The organism is Arthrobacter sp. HS15c, assembly GCF_040812005.1.
In the GTDB taxonomy this organism is placed as follows: Bacteria; Actinomycetota; Actinomycetes; order Actinomycetales; family Micrococcaceae; genus Arthrobacter.
Genome location: NZ_JBFOHM010000010.1, coordinates 206,797 through 225,526, shown reverse-complemented (window position 1 = coordinate 225,526; position 18,730 = coordinate 206,797). Strand labels below are relative to the sequence as shown.

At 66.5% G+C, this 18,730-nt stretch carries 13 protein-coding genes and 1 pseudogene; 9 read left to right on the top strand and 5 right to left on the bottom strand.

Annotated elements, in window-relative coordinates:
- Positions 1-230 precede the first annotated feature (230 nt).
- From ABV518_RS17900 to ABV518_RS17870, 7 genes and pseudogenes are all read left to right on the top strand, one after another.
- Complete coding sequence (locus ABV518_RS17900) at positions 231-1,310, top strand: amino acid ABC transporter permease (RefSeq protein WP_367769577.1); 1,080 nt, start codon at positions 231-233, stop codon at positions 1,308-1,310.
- Positions 1,307-2,161: an amino acid ABC transporter ATP-binding protein gene (locus ABV518_RS17895; RefSeq protein ID WP_367769574.1), complete on the top strand. Its 855-nt coding sequence runs from the start codon at positions 1,307-1,309 to the stop codon at positions 2,159-2,161. Before ABV518_RS17900 ends, ABV518_RS17895 begins: the two co-directional genes overlap by 4 nt.
- A gap of 12 nt (positions 2,162-2,173) precedes the next feature.
- On the top strand, positions 2,174-3,220 hold the full coding sequence (locus ABV518_RS17890) for a transporter substrate-binding domain-containing protein (RefSeq protein WP_367769571.1): 1,047 nt from the start codon (positions 2,174-2,176) through the stop codon (positions 3,218-3,220).
- A pseudogene (locus ABV518_RS17885) lies at positions 3,217-4,296 on the top strand (LLM class flavin-dependent oxidoreductase); the annotation flags it as partial. The gene ABV518_RS17890 and the pseudogene ABV518_RS17885, both read left to right, overlap by 4 nt.
- Before the next feature lie 45 nt (positions 4,297-4,341).
- Complete coding sequence (locus ABV518_RS17880) at positions 4,342-5,220, top strand: DUF1684 domain-containing protein (protein WP_367769607.1); 879 nt, start codon at positions 4,342-4,344, stop codon at positions 5,218-5,220.
- Complete coding sequence (locus tag ABV518_RS17875) at positions 5,217-6,320, top strand: LLM class flavin-dependent oxidoreductase (protein ID WP_367769568.1); 1,104 nt, start codon at positions 5,217-5,219, stop codon at positions 6,318-6,320. The genes ABV518_RS17880 and ABV518_RS17875 overlap by 4 nt, the downstream gene beginning before the upstream one ends.
- Positions 6,321-6,330: 10 nt before the next feature.
- Complete coding sequence (locus tag ABV518_RS17870; RefSeq protein ID WP_367769564.1) at positions 6,331-7,707, top strand: NtaA/DmoA family FMN-dependent monooxygenase; 1,377 nt, start codon at positions 6,331-6,333, stop codon at positions 7,705-7,707.
- Positions 7,708-7,862: 155 nt separating this feature from the next.
- On the opposite strand, the gene ABV518_RS17865 is transcribed toward ABV518_RS17870, so the two are convergent.
- The 5 genes from ABV518_RS17865 to ABV518_RS17845 all read right to left on the bottom strand — a co-directional run bounded on the left by ABV518_RS17865 (position 7,863) and on the right by ABV518_RS17845 (position 14,610).
- Positions 7,863-9,458: an APC family permease gene (locus tag ABV518_RS17865; RefSeq protein WP_367769561.1), complete on the bottom strand. Its 1,596-nt coding sequence runs from the start codon at positions 9,456-9,458 to the stop codon at positions 7,863-7,865.
- A 122-nt stretch (positions 9,459-9,580) separates the two neighbouring features.
- Entirely contained in the window at positions 9,581-11,221 is a 1,641-nt protein-coding gene (locus ABV518_RS17860; RefSeq protein WP_367769558.1) for a GMC family oxidoreductase, read from the bottom strand.
- Positions 11,222-12,739 carry an aldehyde dehydrogenase family protein gene (locus ABV518_RS17855; protein ID WP_367769556.1) on the bottom strand — a complete coding sequence of 506 codons (1,518 nt, stop codon included), beginning with the start codon at positions 12,737-12,739 and terminating at the stop codon, positions 11,222-11,224.
- Between the two features lie 98 nt (positions 12,740-12,837).
- Entirely contained in the window at positions 12,838-13,464 is a 627-nt protein-coding gene (locus ABV518_RS17850; protein ID WP_367769554.1) for a TetR/AcrR family transcriptional regulator, read from the bottom strand.
- A 162-nt stretch (positions 13,465-13,626) separates the two neighbouring features.
- Positions 13,627-14,610 (bottom strand): ABC transporter substrate-binding protein, encoded by a 984-nt coding sequence (locus tag ABV518_RS17845; protein ID WP_367769552.1) that lies wholly within the window; start codon positions 14,608-14,610, stop codon positions 13,627-13,629.
- A gap of 353 nt (positions 14,611-14,963) precedes the next feature.
- Here ABV518_RS17845 and ABV518_RS17840 point away from each other — a divergent pair, with 353 nt between their 5' ends.
- A complete protein-coding gene (locus ABV518_RS17840) occupies positions 14,964-17,300 on the top strand; it encodes a chromosome segregation ATPase (protein ID WP_367769549.1) in 2,337 nt (778 codons plus the stop codon).
- A 233-nt stretch (positions 17,301-17,533) separates the two neighbouring features.
- A complete protein-coding gene (locus ABV518_RS17835) occupies positions 17,534-18,523 on the top strand; it encodes an LLM class flavin-dependent oxidoreductase (protein ID WP_367769546.1) in 990 nt (329 codons plus the stop codon).
- Positions 18,524-18,730: the final 207 nt, after the last annotated feature.

Sequence of the window (18,730 nt, the reverse complement as noted above, 5' to 3'; positions counted from 1 at the left end):
TGACAGCGCCGGTCGACGGGCCGGTAACGCCCGTTAACTCCGCGTCACAAGGCGTCAAGGGGCGCAAAAAACCGACTCATGACGCCGTGCGAACTCCGGTGAAGTTATGCAACTTGGCGCCTTGCTGCCCCTTTCCCGGCCCGCCTAGATTTGCAGCCATCGGCCCGGAGCGTTCCGGTCCTGCGACGAAAGTCCGACGCATAACAACCAGTGAAGAAGCGAGGTGGCGCATGAGTTCAGCAGTAACCAAAGTGGCCCAGCCGGCAGAGTCAGCAAAAGCACGGCAGGCCGCCGAACCGGCGTCCACCGAACCAGCGACCAACGGGCCGGGAAACGGCCAGGGTACCAATGGCCCGTCCGGTGCCAACCCCGGATCACGCGGGGCCGCCACCGACTACTCCGGCTACCCGCTGGTGGCCGCGAAGCATCCGTGGCGCTGGGTGGGAACGGCCGCTGTGGCGCTCGGCGTGGCCGCAGTGGCCTGGTCCCTGGCCACCAACCCGCGTTGGGAATGGGGCGTGGTGGCGCAGTGGTTCACCGCCCAGTCCGTCATCAACGGGCTCCTCGAGACACTCAAGCTCACCGCCATCTCCGGGCTGCTCGGATTTGCACTGGGCTTCATCCTGGCGCTGATGCGGCTGTCCGCGTCGCCGCTGCTGGTCTCGGTGTCCTGGACGTTCTCCTGGATCTTCCGCTCCACCCCGCTGCTGGTCCAGATGCTGCTTTGGTACAACCTGGGCTACCTGTACGAGAAAGTCAGCCTCGGCATCCCCTTCACGGACGTCCGGTTCTTTGAGGTCCAGACCACCACACTGATCAGCCAGTTCGCGGCAGCAGTGCTGGGACTGACCCTGAACCAGGCCGCCTATTCCGCCGAGATCATCCGTGGCGGCATCCTTTCCGTGGACCAGGGCCAGCTCGAGGCGGCCGCGGCGCTGGGCATCCCGGCCTGGCGGCGGTCCACCCGGATTGTCCTGCCCCAGGCCATGCGCGCCATCCTGCCCACCGCGTTCAACGAGATCATCGGCCTGGTGAAGGGCACCTCGATCGTTTACGTCCTGGCCTACTCCGAGCTCTTCTACACCGTGCAGGTCATCTACAACCGCACGCAGCAGGTCCTGCCGCTGCTCCTGGTGGCCACCCTTTGGTACGTGGTGATCACGTCCGTCCTCAGCGTCTTCCAGTACTACATCGAGCGGCACTACTCCAAGGGCGCCGTGCGGACATTGCCGCTGACGCCGCTGCAGAAGGCCCGGAAATTCTTCGCCACCCACGCCGTGGCACCCAACCGCGCAAGGAGCCCGCGATGAGTACTGCCACTGCTGCCCAGCCGTCCACGGAAACGTCCACAGCTGCCGCTTCGGCCACCGTTTCAGGGCCCACCCGCGGGCTGGTGGAAATCACCAAGGTCCGGAAATCGTTCGGCACCACCGAAGTCCTGAAGGGCATCACCCTCACGGTCGAACCGGGCGGCGTGGCCGTCATCGTGGGACCGTCAGGCTCCGGCAAATCAACCCTGCTGCGCACCATCAACCACCTGGAAAAGGTCGACGGCGGCCACATCGCCATCGACGGGACGCTGGTGGGCTACGAGGTCCGGGGCAGGCGGCTGCACGAGCTGCGCGAGAAGGACATCCTCAAGCAGCGCACCGAGATCGGCATGGTCTTCCAGAACTTCAACCTGTTCCCGCACCTGACCGCCCTGGAAAACGTGGTCGAAGCGCCGGTGGTCGCGCAGGGCCGTTCCAAGGAGGAAGCCCGGCGCCGCGGCCTGGAACTCCTGGACCGCGTGGGGCTGAGAGACCGTGCCGGCGCCTACCCGCGGCAGCTGTCGGGCGGCCAGCAGCAGCGTGTGGCCATTGCCCGCGCGCTGGCCCTGGACCCCAAAATCCTGCTGTTCGACGAGCCCACGTCCGCCCTTGACCCCGAACTGGTCAACGAGGTGCTGGACGTCATCCGCGAACTGGCAAAGTCAGGCACCACGCTGATCATCGTGACCCACGAAATGGGGTTCGCCCGCGACGTGGCCGACACCGTGGTGTTCATGGACGAGGGCCAGGTCGTGGAACAGGGCAGTCCCCAGGAAATTTTCACCAACCCGCAAGAACCCCGCACCCGGAGCTTCTTCTCCAAGGTGCTCGAACCGGCTTTCAATATCTAAGGAACTCCCCGAATGGCATTTTTCACAGCCCGCAAGCCCGGCGCAGGCCGCGTCCGCTCCCTGGCGGCCCTGCCCGCCGTCGTCCTGCTGGGAACAGTGGCGCTGTCCGCCTGCTCGGACCCCGGCGCGTCCGCTTCAGGAGCCTCCGGCGAAGCCCAGACGACGGCGGCACGCAACGGCGTGGTCTACAACACCTCACCGGACCAGCAGCGCATCCGCGCCGAGAAGGATGACGCGCTCGCGGCCAAGGTTCCGGAGCTGATCGGCAAGGACGGCAAGCTGACGATCGCCACCACGGCTGGCTCCATCCCGCTGACCTTCCACGCCACGGATGACAAAACGCCGATCGGCGTGGAGCTGGACATCGCCCAGCTGGTAGCCGACAAACTCGGGCTCGAGCTCGATGTCCAGGTGACGTCATGGGAGAACTGGCCCCTGAAGACCCAGTCCGGCGACTTCGAAGCGGTCTTCTCCAACGTGGGTGTCAACAAGGACCGCGTGAAGCTGTTCGACTTTGCCAGCTACAGGGCAGCGTACATGGGCTTCGAAGCCAAGAAGTCCGCCAGCTATGACATCAAGGGCGCGGATGACATCTCCGGCCTGAAGGTGTCCGTGGGGTCCGGCACCAACCAGGAGAAGATCCTGCTGGCCTGGAACAAGGAGCTCGAAGGCAAGGGCAAGGCCCCGGCCGTCCTTCAGTACTACTCCTCCGACGCGGACACCATCCTGGCTCTCTCCTCCGGCCGGACCGACCTGAATATCGCCCCGTACCCGTCCACGGTGTACCGCGAAAACACGCGCGACGACCTCAAGGTCGTGGGCAAGGTCAACGCCGGCTGGCCGTCCGAAACGCTGGTGGCAGCCACAACGCTCCGGGGCAACGGCCTGGCCCCCGCGATCACGGACGCGCTGAACTCCGCCATCAAGGACGGTTCCTACGGCGAGGTGCTGGAACGCTGGGGCCTCTCCGAGGAAGCCCTGCCTGAATCCAAGACCATCACCGAGGAAAGCTTCGCCGCCGCCCAGGGCGGAGCAACCGCAACCGGAGCAGCAAAGTGAAGTTCCAGGTCCTGGACATCATCCCGCACCTGAAGAATCCGCTCACGGGGGAGATTGTCTCCACTGCGGACCGGCTCAACCAGGTGGTGGGAACGGCGCGCCGGGCGGAGGACCTCGGCTATGACGGCTTCTCGGTAGGGGAGCGCCACGCCGGGGAGTTCATCTCCTCCTCGCCCACCACGGTGCTCGCGGCGATTGCTGCCGTGACGGACCGGATCCGGCTGCAGAGCGGTGTCACCGTGCTGTCCGTGCTGGATCCGGTCCGTGTGGCCGAGGACTATGCCACCATCGACCAGCTGAGCCGCGGCCGGCTGGAGCTGGTCATCGGCAAGGGAAACGAGGTGCTGCAGTACCCGCTGTTCGGCCTGGACCTTGAGGACCAGTGGGTCCTGCTGGCCGAGAAGTACGCGCTGCTGCGGCGGCTCTGGCGTGAAGAAAACGTGACCTGGTCCGGTCGGTTCCGGGCCCCGCTGACCGAGCCGACCACCACAACGCCCCGGCCGTTCGATGGACCGCCACGTATTTGGCACGGGTCTGCTACAACCCTGACCTCGGCCGCGCTGGCAGCCCAATGGGGTGACCCGCTGTTCACCGCCAACGCCATCCAGCCGCGGGAAAACTACCACGTGCTGATCCAGCACTACCGGGAAGAATACGAACGCCACGGCCACGATCCGAAGCAGCAGTACGTCGGTTCGGGCAGCGGCGCCGGCGGTGTGTTCATCGCCGACACCACCCAGGAGGCCATCCGCCAGTTCGGGCCGGTCTACGAGGCGCTGACGGCAAACCGCAATGTGCCGGGCAACAACTCTCCGTTCCGCGATATCCAGCACGCCGTCGCCGAAGGGCCTGCGCTGGTGGGCAGCCCCGAGCAGGTCATCGACAAGATCCTCAGCTACCACGCGCTGTACGGGCATGATCTGCAGTCCATCTCGCTGCCCACCACGCTGCCCTTCGAACAGCAGCTGGACATCCTGGAACGGTTTGCCCTCGAAGTGATTCCCGCCGTCCGGGCCGCTGCGCCCACAACCCTCTGGGAGGACATCGATCCGTACGGCAGCCGCCCCGAATTTGCCCGCCCCGGAGCCAACGACAACACGAACAGGAGTGAAAATCCCCACCTGCCCCCTAACCTCGCAGGCTCGGCCAGGGAACCCGGCAGGCGTGGGCCCAGGCACACTGATACCGCCCTTGAATCCTTTGAAGCTGACTGGCAGGACTGGCACGCTGCCCATGAGCGCCACCGCGCCCATCCGCACGGCTTCCTGGCGGTGACCCACCTGCACTGGCTGGGCAGCGAAGCCGCCCGGCTGGAAGGCGCCCCGGGCACCTGGAGTACGGATGCCGACGTCGTCCGCGTGGTCCTGGAGCCGGGCGAAAGCCTGCAGCGGGACGGCCAGGAACTGAACGGCGCGTCGGGGGCCACCCTGGAGTTCGGGCCCATCCAGGAGCGCGGCGGCATCAACCTGGCCTCCGGCGACACCGTCATCGAGGTGGCAAAGCGCGGCGGGGAGTACATTGTCCGGCCGCGGAACCCCGGGAACGGGCTCCTGCGCGAGTACCAGGGCACGCCCGCCTATTCACCTAATGCCGCGTACGCCGTCCGCGGAACCTATGTGCCGTTCGAGGTGCCGCGGCCCACCACGGTGGGCGCCGCCGTCGAAGGCATCCAGCATGTCTACGAGGCGCCGGGCGAGATCCGTTTCAAGCTGGCCGGCCAGGAGCTGGCGCTGACCGCGTTCAACGGCCACGCCCCGGGATCACTGTCCGTGCTGTTTACCGACCAGACCTCCGGCACAACCACCTACGCGGCCAACCGGTCGCTGTCGGTGGTCCCTGCGGCGGACGGGTCCGTGGAACTGGACTTCAACCGCGCCGTGAACCTGCCCTGCGCCTACACCGACCTCGCCACCTGCCCGCTGCCGCCTGCGGAAAACCGGCTGCCGGTGGCCATCGAGGCCGGCGAAAAGATCCCCTACGAACGTCAGGACCAGCAGTGAGCACAACAGAAAAGCACGCCACCGAAGCGGGACGCGCCGGATTCCTGGCCATCGAACTTGACGGAGCCGGGTGGGACGGCGGGGACTTCGCGAGCCTCGCCGAGGCCGTCCTCGCCGCCGAATCCGCGGGTTTCCACGCCGCCACCTTCACCGACGCGCCCGTTGCCGGCCGGACCAACGCCTTGCAGCGCGCCGCCTACGCCGGGCCGGTAACCCGGACCATCGCACTGGTTCCCGAAGTGGACACGGTGCACACCGAGCCGTTCCACGTCTCCACCCAGCTCGCCAGCCTTGACTACGTCTCCGGCGGCCGTGCCGGGTGGATCGCCACCGCAGCGGAATCACCGGAGGCGGCAGCCGCCGTCGGGCGCAACAACGTCACCGGCGCCGCCCTGGCACAGGAAGCCGCCGCATCGATTGAGGTGTCCCGCCGGCTGTGGGACTCCTGGGAGGACGACGCCGTCATCCGCGACGTCGCCACCGGCCGGTACATCGACGTGGACAAGCTGCACTATGCGGATTTTGAAACACCGGCGGATTTTGCCGGGGCCGGCTACTCGGTCAAGGGCCCGTCCATCATTCCCCGGCCGCTGCAGGGGCAGTTGCCGGTGCTTGCTGCCGCGTCGCTAGTGGGTGAGGGGCAGGTTCCGGCGGACGGCGTTGACGCGGTGCTGGTCACCGCTCCGACGCCGGAACTGCTCGCCGCCGAAGTCCGGGATGTTCGTAGCCGGCTGGGAGCGTCCGTGGCGGTCATCGCCGAGCTCGACGTGGTCCTGGACTCCCGCGGGCTTGCCGCCGTTGAGCGTTTGGTTGGTTCCGGTTCGACTGCCGATGGCGGCCGTGCGCGGTACGCCGGCACGGCCGCCGGGCTCGCGGACCTCCTTGAGTCCCTCCTGGTGGAGGCCGACGGCGTCCGCCTCCACCCGGCGTCGCTCGCCCTGGAACTGGACGAACTTTCACGGCTGGTCCTGCCCGAACTTCGGCGCCGCGGCGCACTGCGCGCGCCGGTCCTTGACGGCACCTTCCGGGACCTGCTGGGACTTGAGCGCCCGGCCAGCCGCTATGCACACTCGTCCGCGGCCACTGCCGCCGGAAACTAAGGGGAAGACCATGACACAGCACAACCGTGCCAAATCCGACGTTTTTGTGCCGACGGGCAAGCTGCAGTTCGGCGTCTTTTTCCAGGGCGTCAACTCCGGAACCATCTGGAAGGCGGCCGAATCCGGTTCCCAGACCGACTTCGAATCGTTCCGCCGGATTGCGCAGACGGCCGAGCGGGGGCTGTTCGCCGCGTTCTTCCTGGGCGAAGGCCTCCGCCTGCGCGAACACCTCGGCAGGCCGCACGCCCTGGACGTGGTGGGCCGGCCGGACGCGCAGACCATGCTGGCGGCGCTGGCTTCCGTGACCACCAACATCGGCCTGGTGGCTACCCAGAACACCACGTACAACGACCCCGCCGACCTGGCACACCGGCTCGCGTCACTGGACCTGATCTCCCGTGGCCGCGCGGCGTGGAACATCGTGACCACGGACAACGCCTGGACCGGGGCCAACTTCCGCCGCGGCGGGTACCTGGACCACGCAGACCGTTACAGGCATGCCGAAGCATTCGTGGAGACGGCCAAGCGCATCTGGGATTCCTGGGAAACCGAGGAGGGGCCCGCGCGCCGGGTGCTCCATGAAGGGCAGCACTACACGGTGGACGTAACCCCCCGGCTGCCGCGAAGCGCGCAGTACCGGCCCGTGCTCTTCCAGGCAGGCGACTCCCCGGAAGGCCGCGACTTTGCGGCCCGCCAGGCGGATGTCATCTTCTCGGCGCACCCGAAGTTCGATGCCGCCGTCGAGTTCCGCAAGGACCTCGTGGCACGCTCGCTGAACGCGGGCCGCGGAGCCAATGCGGTGCAGATCATGCCGGCCAGCGAATTCATCCTGGCACCCACCGCGGACGAGGCTGCGGCGAAGAAGGAATGGGTGCGCAGCCTGCAGATCGGTCCGCAGCAGGCCGTGGCGTACCTGGAGCAGTTCTGGGGCCGCGAGCTGTCCGAATACGATCCGGACGGGCCGCTGCCGGAGATCGACCCCGTGGTGGAGGAAACCTCCGAGACCCGCGGCAGCGGTTTCCACGGCGCCAAAGCCCGGCAGTTGGCGGACCAGTGGCGGGCAGAGGCCAAGGACAAGGGCCTCTCCATCCGCCAGTTCGTTACGTCCCGCACAGCCCGCGTGGACGCCACCTTCACAGGTTCGTACTCCGCGGTGGCGGACCAGCTGGCTGAGTACGCACGGGTTGGCGCGGTGGACGGCTTCAACATCTCGCCGTGGCTGGTCCCTTCCGGCCTGGATGACATCGTGAACCACCTGGTGCCGGAACTGCAGGAACGCGGCGTCTACCCGACGGAGTACCGGGGGAGCACCCTGCGTGAAAACCTGGGCCTGGAAACGCCCGTCCGCACTGCCGACGAAACTGCCGAAGCGGTCCGCGCGTTATGAGCACGGACCGCCCCGGCGGGTGGCTGCTGCGCTGGTTCCGTACCGCCCGCCGCAGCTTCCTCGGGGTGTTCGACGGCGGCGGGGTCGGGGAACGCTGCACACGCCCCTTCCCAGGGGAGTGTGCAGCTGCAGCTGACGGTGTGGGAGCAGCGGCTCTAGGGGACTTTGGCGTCCGCAGCGCCGGTTTCAGCCGAAGTTAACTGCAGGTCGTTGCCCGACGACGGATGGGCTGCCACAGCCGCGGCGTGCTCGGCCAGCACGCCCGTCTGATGGCGGATCTTCAGGCGGTACAGCAGGGCCCCGCCCACGGTGACGGCGGCAACGAACAGCACGCCGCCCCACTGCAGGTACCACTCGAACGGCGGCACCGAGTTGTAGATTTCAGGGCGTGGCCAGATCAGGTTCAAGGTCATGGCGCCGCCCCACAGGACCGCGATGATGTTCACCGGAAGTCCCCATTTGCCCATGCTGAATCCGGCGTCGGAATCATCACCCGGCCACCTCCCCAGGAGCCGGTTGCGCAGCATGGGTGCGGTGACCAGGAGGTAGGACAGGTAAATCAGCACGATGCTGATGCTGGACAAGATCGTGAAAATCGCCGGCTGCATAACGTTGATGAGCAGTGGCATGACGGCCAGGACGCCGATCACGATGGCCGCAATAGTGGGCGTCCTGCGGACCGGATCCACTTTGCTGAGCTGCCGGCTGAACGGCAGGTTATTGTCCCGGGCCATGGCGAACATCATCCGGATGGCGGCCGCGTGGACGGACAGGGTGCAGACCACGACGGCCACCACGATGCACGCGAGGAACGCCTTGCCGAAGGGTCCGCCCAGGACGGAAAGCACGATGTGCTGCAGACCGCCGTCGGCCGAGCCCACCTTGGGATCGGTGAGGTCCGGCGCGGCCAGGATGCCAAAAAGCAGGATCAGGCCGCCGAGCAGGAACGAGGCCGTGACGGCCCGCAGGATGGCCTTGGGCGCGGTGCGTTTGGGGTCCTTGGTTTCCTCCCCGAGGGAGCTGGCCGTGTCAAAGCCGTACATGACATAGCCCGAAGCCATGGCGCCGATCAGGAAGACGCCGAAGAAGCCAAGGTCATGGCCTTCCCCGTAACCGGCGGTGTCAAAGAAGACCTCAGGCCCCCGCACCACATGCCAGCCCAGTGCGAGGATCAGCAGGACGGCAGCCACCAGCTCCACGAAGACGCCGACGCTGTTGATCCGGGTCATGAGCTTCACGCCGAACGCGTTGATGAGGGTGGAGATGGTGATCATGATGGTGGCCAGCACTACGCCGTTCATGGCGAAGTCGTACGGGCCGGTACCGTCTCCGACGAACTGGAAGCCGGACCAGAGCTGCGGCAGAGTGAGCTGCAGTGCCAGTGCCACGGACCCGAGCGCCATGATGGAGGACAGCAGCAGCAGCCAGCCGGCCAGCCATGCCGAGGTCCCGGACGCCAGCCGTTTGGCCCAGTTGTAGACCGATCCCGCAACGGGGTAGCGGCCGGCCAGTTCGGCGAAACACAGCGCCACCATCAGCTGGCCGACGAAGACAATGGGCCAGGACCAGGCATATGCCGGGCCGGCCATGGCAAAACCAAAATAGAACAGTTGAAAAACGCCGGTGAGGATGGAGATGTAGCTGACGCCGGCGGCGAAACTGGCAAACTTGCCGATGCTCCGGTCCAGGGTCTGGGTGTAGCCAAATTCATCCATGCCGCTTGAATCAATACTCTTGCTGGGTTCCATCATTTGGACTCCTCAATCAGAAAAGCACGATAGTGATGACCGGTCGCCCTGTGGCAGGGAAGGTCAAAGGCCTGGCGCCACCCCGGGGATGGCCGGCCGTTCCGCCCGTAACTGTGCGCTGGCACTCAGGCGAAGGATGCGCTGAGCTGCACCTCTTCCTCCGTCTCGCTGCTGGACCGTCCTGCGCGGATCAGGTCGGCGCAGCGCTCGCCGATCATCATGACGGTGATGTTCGGGTTGACGGTGACATGTTCAGGCATGACCGAGGCGTCCGCAACGCGCAGCCCGGTGACGCCCTTGACCCGCAGCTCGGGATCCAAAGGTGACATGCAGTCGTCGGCCGCGCCCATGCGGACGGTGCCGACGGGGTGGTACACGGTGTTGTGCGTCTTGCGGATGTAGTCCCGCAGCTCCTCGTCTGTCTGTGCTTCGACGCCGGGCGAGAGTTCCCGGCCGGTCCATTCGGCCATGGCCGGCTGGGCGGCGATCTCGCGCGCCTTGCGGATGCCGGCCACCATGACCCGCATGTCGTGGCCGTCCGGATCCGTGAAGTAGCGTGGGTCCACCATGGGCTTGTCCCGGAAGTCGCGGCTGCGCAGCCGGACGGTGCCGCGGGAGCGGGCGTGCGTGACGTTCGGGGTGAGGCTGAAGCCGTTCTCCGTGGTGGGGTAGCCGTGCCGCAGGGTGTTCATGTCGAACGGGACGGAGCCATAGTGCATCATCAGGTCCGGGCGGTCCAGGCCCTCCTCCGTGGGGGTGAAGATGCCGATTTCCCACCACTGTGTGGACGTCTGGACCATCTGCTGCCTGGCCTCGAACTGCACCACGCCTTCGGGGTGGTCCTGCAGGTGCTCGCCCACGCCGGGGGAGTCCACCAGGACCTCGATCCCGTGCTGGGCGAGGTGCGCTGCCGGGCCGATGCCGGAGAGCATCAAGAGCTTGGGCGAGTCGATGGCGCCGGTGGACAGGATGACCTCGCGGTACGCGGAGAGCCGGTGGGCCCGGCCGAACGCCGAGTCCACCACGTCCACGCCCGTGCAGCGCTTGTCCGCGTCGAACACCAGCTGGCGGGCGCGGAGGCCGGTCAGCAGGGTGAAGTTTTCGCGCTCCATGATGGGGTGGATGTAGGAGACCGAGCTGGAGGACCGGGTGCCGTCCGCGCGGCGGTTGATCTGGAAGAAGTTTGCGCCGTTGACCACCGTGCTTCCGGTGTTGAATTTTGCCCGGGGGATGCCGGCCTGTTCGCAGGCGTCCAGGAGCGCGACGCCGGCAGGGTCCACCGGGGGCACGTTCATCAGGTGCACGGGGCCTGAGTCCCCGTGGTGCGGTGCGTCCGGGCCGGCGTCCTCGTTGGTCTCCAGCCGCTGGTAGAGCGGCCAGGCGGTTTGAGCGTTCCAGCCGGTGGCGCCGTACTTGGATTCCCACTCGTCCAGGTCTTCGCGCGGGGCCCAGAATGCGATGCAGGAGTTGTGGCTGGAGCAGCCGCCCATGACCTTGGCGCGGGCGTGGCGCATGAATGAGTTGCCATTCTCCTGCGGTTCCACCGGGTAGTCCCAGTCGTAGCCTGATTCCAGCAGCTCCATCCAGCGGTCCAGCTGCAGGATCTCGGGCAGGCCGCGGTCATCCGGGCCGGCCTCCACCAGCGCAACGGACACCTCCGGATCCTCGCTCAGCCGGGCGGCGACTGCGGCCCCCGCCGATCCGCCGCCGACGATGATGTAGTCGAACCCGCGCTCGCTGAGGTTTTCGATGTTGTCGACGTGCATCTAGTTCTCCTTGCCGTGGTCAGCGAACCAGCCGGTGACCTGCGGGCTGGTGTTCTGGTAGATGTGCTTGGCTTCCTGGTACTCGGCCAGGCCGGTCGGGCCCAGTTCGCGGCCGACGCCTGACTGGCCGAAGCCGCCCCACTCGGCCTGGGGCAGGTAGGGGTGGTAATCATTGATCCAGACGGTGCCGTGCCGCAGCCGGGATGCCACGCGCTGCGCCTTGCCGGCGTCCTGGGTCCAGACCGCGCCGGCCAGCCCGTAGACGGTGTCGTTGGCAGTTTCCACGGCCTCGTCCTCGGTACGGAAGGTCTCGACGGTCACCACCGGGCCGAACGCTTCATCCACAACGACGGACATCCCCCGCTGCACGCGGTCCAGGACGGTCGGCTGGTAGTAGAAGCCGGCGTCGAACTTTTCCCCCTCGGGTGCCGCACCGCCGCACCGCAGCCGCGCGCCCTCCGCGATGCCGCGCTGGATGTAGGCGTGGACCTTCTCCCGGTGGGCCGCGGAAATCAGCGGGCCGCTTTCGGCAGCCTCGTCGAACGGGCCGCCGAGCCGGATGTCCCGCGCACGGCGGACCAGCTCGTCGACGAAGCGCTCGGCGATTGATTCCTCCACCACCAGCCGCGCCCCGGCGGAGCAGACCTGGCCGGAGTGCACGAACGCTCCGTTCAGGGCATTGTCCACGGCGGCGTCGAAGTCCGCGTCGGCAAAAACCACGTTGGGGTTCTTGCCGCCAAGTTCCAGTGCCACCTTCTTCACCGTTCCCGCTGCTGCTGCGGCGATCCGCTTGCCGGTCTCCAGCCCGCCGGTAAAGGAAACAAGGTCGACGGCGGCGTGCTCGGAGAGCGGGGCGCCCGCCTCTGCGCCGGCGCCGGTCACGAGGTTGGCGACGCCGTCCGGCAGGCCGAGGTCCTGCAGCAGCTGCATGGCCAGGATGGCGGTGGACGGGGTGAGCTCGGAGGGCTTGAGGACGAAGGTGCAGCCGGCGGCCAGTGCGGGCGCGATCTTCCATGCCGCCTGGAGCAGGGGGTAGTTCCACGGCGTAATGAGTCCGCAGACGCCCACTGGTTCGTAGACGATTTTGCTGACGACGGCGGGATTCCCGGCGTCGACGATGCGGCCCGCCTGCTGCCCGGCGAGCCTGCCGAAGTACTCGAAGCAGGCGGCGATGTCGTCCATGTCGATGCGGCTCTCGACCATGCGCTTGCCGGTGTCCAGCGACTCGGCGCGGGCGAACTTTTCCCGGCGTTGGCGCAGTTCCGCGGCGACCTTGAGCAGGAAAGTGCCGCGCTCGGGTGCCGGTACCGAAGACCAGACGCCGGAGTCGAAGGCCGCCCGGGCTGCAGCGATGGCACGCCCGGCATCTTCCCGGCCGGCCTCGGACACCGTGGCGGCCAGTTCGCCGTCGGCCGGGTTGTGGATGTGGCGCACCGCGCCGGAAGCGGCCGGCTCCCACGAGCCGTTGATGAAGAGGGTGGATGCTGTCACGTCATGCGACGTTGTGGCGTAAGTCATACGGAGCACAGTAATGGAAGTTGAACGAGTGTTCAAGACTTTTTTGAACACTCGTTCAAGTGTGACGTGGGCTACTGCACCGCCGCGCGGCGGCTGCTTTAGAGTTCCCGGAGTGCGGCTTCCCCGCTGGTACTCCTGCGGCTCGGGGCGAAGGCGATCTCCTCCGTGCTGGCGATGCTGCGCTGGATGGAGGCTTTGTCCACGCCTAGAAGCGACGTCAGCCACATGCCGTTCTGTATGACGACGATGTCCGCTGCCCGCTCCCGGCATTCCTCCCAGGAGAGTTCGGGTTTGGCGTTGGACACGAGTGCGGCAACGCCGTCGAGGTACCGGTCGAAGGCCGCAGCGTTGATCTCGGCATAGCCTTCGTCGGCCTGGGCGAGGGCCCACAGGTGCAGGCGCAGGGACAGGTACCGCGTGGTCAGCAGCTCGGCGCCGGCAACCCGCCGCAGGGCCTGGCGGAGCTGTTCGTCCGGCGTCAACGACGGGTCCTGGGCCACCAGTTGGAGGTCCTGCTCGTCCACCCGGTGCAGGGCTGCCCGGATGAGGCTCGTTTTATCGTCGTAGTAGTAGTTCACCAGGCCCAGTGCGACGCCGGCTTCGCGCGCCACGGCACGCATGCTCACGCCTGCGATGCCGTGGCGCGACAGAAGATCCAGCGCCGCCTCGAGAATGCGCGACTGCCTGTCAATCTGTTCGCCGGAGTTCACGGTCTTTGTCCCCATCTGGCCAGACTATTGCCAAACCCGCCAGGAGCGCACTTTCCGGGACGGCAGACGAAGGCCGTGGCCTGCCGCTCAGAAGACTTCCGTTTGCCGCCAGGGGAAATGCAGAAGAATCCCCGCCTCGCGGAAGCAAGGCGGGGATTCATTGGTCGGCAGGTGCCCTTACTTCTTGGGCAGGCCCGGCGGGTTCAGTTCGGACTTCTTGATGGCCTCCGATGACAGGCCCCAGCGGTCCAGGATCTCGGCGTACGCGCCGTTCTCGATCAGCTGGTTGAGGGCAGCCTGGGCGGCGACCGCCAGGCCGTTGCCCTTCTGCGTGGTGAAGGCAATCTCGGCGGTCAGTGGCCAGCCGCCGTTGAGCGTGCCCACTTCCTTGGTCTTGCCGTCCTTCGCTGCCTTGTAGGCCGAGCCGGCGTTCGGGGCGAACGTCAGGTCCGCCCGGCCGGACTGGAGGGCCAGCGTGGAGGCGGAGTCGTCGTCGTAATACTGGAACTCGACCGGCGCGAGGCCCTTGGCCTTGTTCTCTTCGTCCCAGCGCACCAGGATCGCTTCCTGGTTGGTGCCCGAGCCGACGATGATGCGCTTGCCGGCAACATCCTTGGCTTCCTTGATCTCGCCGATGGTGGAATCGGTCTTGGCGTAGAAGCCCAGGAGGTCGTTGCGGTAGCTGGCGAAGTCGAACTTCTCCTTGCGGGCCTCGGTGACGGTGACGTTGGAAAGGACTGCCTCGTACTTGCCGGATTCAACGCCCAGCGGCCAGTCGGCCCAGGCCACGGGAAGCACCTCGACTGTCAGCCCGAGGGTCTCGCCGACCGCATAGGCGATGTCCACCTCGCTGCCGATGAGCGTCTTGTTGTCGGTGGCGAAGAGGCTCAGCGGGGCCGTGCCGCCGGTGCTCACCACGGTGAGCTTGCCGTCCGCCTTGATGGCGTCCGGGACCAGCGCGGCGGCCTTGGCATCCACCGTCACCTTGACGCGGTTCTGCTCCGGGGCCAGGTTGAACGTCTTGCCCGCTGCGGTCACGGTGGATCCCGACGACGGTGCTGACGCCGCCGTCGCGCCCGGGTCCGAGCATGCCGCCAGCGCCAGCAGTGTGGTGATTGCGACTGCTGCGCCGGCAGCCTGCCTTGCCCTAAATTTCGCCATGATTACCCCTCAAAAATTTGCTGAATGCCGAACGGAACGGTGTTCTTGGCAGCAACTATCCGGCAGCCCCGGACCGGGAACCAAAGCTGCCGAAACCCGGAGATACAAGGCGTAACGGCGGTTAACCGGGCGACCGCCACGGTCACATTTGGCGGCTTAGAGAGTACTCAGCGCGTGTTTTGGCGGCCCTGCCCGGCCAAACCAAGTAGCGCGCCGCACGGAGGCCGGGAAAACGAGTACCCGGGCCGGAAAGACGGGTGGGGATTACGCGTGTGCCAGACGCGGACGGTCCCTACGGTGGGACTACGTCGCGTCCAGAGCTGGCCGCACGACAGGTCTTCCTAGGAGTTCTCATGCCGACTGCCCCCAGATCAGTCCTCGTCCGTCGTCTTGCCGCTGCCGTGGTGCTACCCGGTCTGCTGACGAGCACGCTTGTGATTGCGGTGCCGGCTACAGCCGGCACCGGTGCCGTCACAGGCATCTGCAACGGAGTAGTCAACCAGCAAGCGCACCGCGGTTTCGTCCAAGAGAACCTGCTCAAGGCAGCGGCGAAGAAGAATGCCGTCGCCATCGCCGCACTGCAGGCCGAACGCGACACGCTGCAGGCAACAGAAGCGGCCCTGAAGGCCCAGATTTCCGATACGGACAAGTCGTTGGCTGATCTGGCGGCGCAGGAATCTGCGCTTAAGGCTGCGGAAACGAAGGCACTGGCAGAGGTCAATACCCTCGAAGCTGAGCAAGAGTCCTTGCGGCAGGCTGTGGCCGGTGCCGAGGTCTCTCTCGCGAAGATGAAGGTGGACGCGGCAAGTCTCCAACAAGAGCTGTCGCCGCTGCAGCAGCAGCTGGATGCCGCGACGGCTGAAGCCGCGGGCCTCCAGGCGCAGGCGCTTGACCTCAAGGGACAGATTGCCGCCAATAATGCGCTTATTGCCACCGCCCAGTTCGAGCTCGCTTCGCTGCAGCAGGCCGCCGACAAGGCTGCTCTCGATCTCTCCGCCAAGAAAGGCGAAATCGACGCTGCCCAGATCCAGCTCGCAACGCTGACGACGCAGGCGGAGGCGGCGGCTGCCGCCGTCAACAAAGCGGCCCAGGAGGTCAGCGACGCAGAAGGCGAGCTGGCTGAGCTGGTGGCTGCAGGGACTGCCGCCCAGGATGCCCTGCAAGCGCAGCAGGACAAGGTGGCCGACGCGCGGGCGACACTGGGTGGTCTTCAGGAAACTGCTGACGACGCCGACGCTGCGGTGGCGGCAAAGAAGGCGCAGATCAGCACCGCGCAGGGGCAGCTGGCCACTCTCGAGGCCGCCGCAACTGCTGCCGCCACGGCCCTCAGCAATAAGAACGCCGCGATCGAGGTGGCCCAGGGGGAACTTCCGGGCCTGCGTTCAGCTGCCGCAACGGCTGACGGGGCCGTACTGGCCAACACCGCGAAGATTGCCACTGCCCAAGCTGCTGTCGCCGCGCTCCAAGGCCAGATCGCAGCCGCGAACACGGAGATCACGACGAAGCAGGGCCAGCTGACCTTGGCCCAGACGCAGTTGGCCGCGCTGAACACCACGAAGAATGGCCTGCAGGCGGAGATTGCTGCCTTGACGGCCCAGATCGACGCGATCAACAACAACGGAAATGGCGGCGGCAAGAAGGCGCTCCTGGATGCGCGCACGGCCAAAGAAGGCCAGCTGGCTACCGTGACCGGCCAGATCGCGGACAAGAACAGCGTGATCTCTGCTCTGCAGGGCAATCTCACGACACTTCAGACGCAGGTTAACAGTCTCAATTCCCAGTTGCTGGCCAAGCAGGGGGAAAGCAGCGCACTCCAGTTGCAGGCAGTACCGCTGCAAGCGGCCCTGGACGCGGCGAACGCCGCCGTGACGGCCAAGGAAACGGAGATTGCCGACCTGAAAGTCCAGGTGCCGGCGCTCCAGTCAGCTGCCCAGGCGGCGTCTGGCGCGGTTGCGGCCAAACAGGGCGAGTTGACCGCACTGCAGGTCGAGTTGACCGCCCACGAGGATGCCGCTGCAACAGCCGCCAGTGCCGTGGCAGCCCAGGAAGACGTTGTAGCCGGCCTCGAGAGCGAGTTGCCGGGCCTGACCGACGGGTTGGAAGCCGCGAACGCGGCCATTGCCCTGCAGAAGACGGTGCTGGCAACGCTAAAAGCCGGTCTGACCGACGCGCAGGCGGCACAGGCCGCTGCTGACAAGGCTGTGGTGGACAAGCAAACCGACCTAGACACCCTGAAGGGCCAGCTTCCTGGTCTTGAAGGGGCGGTGACCGCAGCCAATAGCGCCGTCACCGTAAAGACCGGTGAGATCTCGGCCCTGAACCAACTTTCTGAATACCTGGTCGCTCAGCTCAGCACCAAAAATGCGCAGATCACCGTCAAGGAAACAGAAGTCCTGACGCTGCAGGGCCGGGTGACACCCCTCCTGGCGGCGTTGAGCAAGTTCAATGACGAGATCACTGCTGCCGAGGCGTCGCTGGCGGCCCTGCAGCTGCAGTTGTCCGCGCTCGATGCCAAGGTCACGGCGGCCCAGGCAGTTCTCCGTGATCTTCAGGCCGTGAAGAAGACCAACAAGGAGGCCGTCGCTTCCCAGAAAGCGGTCGTCAGCGGCCTTGAAGTCCAGCTCGGTTCAGTCCAGAACCAGATCAAGGCTCTTGACGGATCAATCGCGCTGGGCAGTTGCGTCGCCTGATCCGAGTCCATAGAACAGGAGGAACCCCGCCGCCGGGCTCCTCCTGTTCGCTGGTGGTCGGCTGCTATTGGTCCGGCTATTCGGTCCGCCTCCTGAACTGCCCCTTCCACTCCGTGTGACGCGGGAAACGCCTGCCGCAGAAATAACCCGGGCGCCGCCGTCGTTGTCCACAGTGTGCCTGCCGCGACCCGGCCGGCCCACCCTACGCAACGCATTGAAAGGCCGGCACCGACGTGACTCTTCCGCTCTCCATTCTTGATCTGGCAACCATCGGCAAGGGCCAGACGGCGGCGGAGAGTTTCGCGGGCAGCGTGGCCATGGCGCAGCGGGCCGAGGAACTGGGATACCGCCGGATCTGGTACGCCGAGCACCACAACATGTCATCCATCGCGTCCTCCGCCACGAGCGTCCTGATCGCCCACGTGGCAGCGCACACGAACACGATCAGGCTGGGCGCCGGCGGCATCATGCTGCCCAACCACTCGCCGCTGACCATCGCTGAGCAGTTCGGCACCCTGGAGACGCTGCACCCCGGCCGGATCGACCTCGGCCTGGGCCGCGCCCCCGGCAGCGACCAGAACACCATGCGGGCGCTGCGGCGGGATCCGATGTCCGCCGACAGCTTCCCGCAGGACGTCCTGGAACTTCAGGGCTACCTCACCGGCCCCACCCGGATCCAGGGCGTGGAGGCCACCCCGGGCAAGGGGACCAACGTTCCGCTGTACATTCTCGGGTCGTCGCTGTTCGGCGCCCGCCTGGCTGCCCAGCTGGGCCTGCCCTACGCGTTCGCGTCGCACTTCGCGCCCAACGCCCTGCAGGATGCCGTGGCCGTGTACCGCCGGGAGTTCAAGCCGTCGGCGCAGCTGGACGCACCCCACGTGATCGCCGGCGTCAACGTCATTGCCGCGGATACTGTCGCCGAGGCGCAGGCAACGTTCCAGGCCACCAAGCGTGCCCGCGTGTCCCTGTTCTTCGGCGGCGGCCGCGAGTTCACCGACGACGAGGCCGACATGATCCTGGATTCCCCTCAGGGCCAGCACGTGTCCCAGATGATGACCTACTCCGCGGTCGGCACTCCGGACGCGGTCATCGAATACCTGGACGAGTTTGGCAGGCACGCCGACGCCGACGAACTCATCGTCGCGCACCAGAGCACCGGGACCGACGCGAGGATCCGCTCCGTGGAGCTGCTGGCGCAGGCCGCCGGACTCGCCCGGGTCTAGGCGGACTTAGCCCAGCGGCCAGCGTCACGCCCGGCACGCTTTTGGGAAAGCACGACGGCGGGTTCCCCGGAAACACGCGGAGGGTGCCGCCGTCGCGATCCAAAAGGATGCCCGGCGTGACGCGGAAAGCGGCGAGCTATAGATAAAACCTTGACAATTAACAACTGAACCGGTTTAGTAGATATCACTGAACCGGTTCAGGTGATG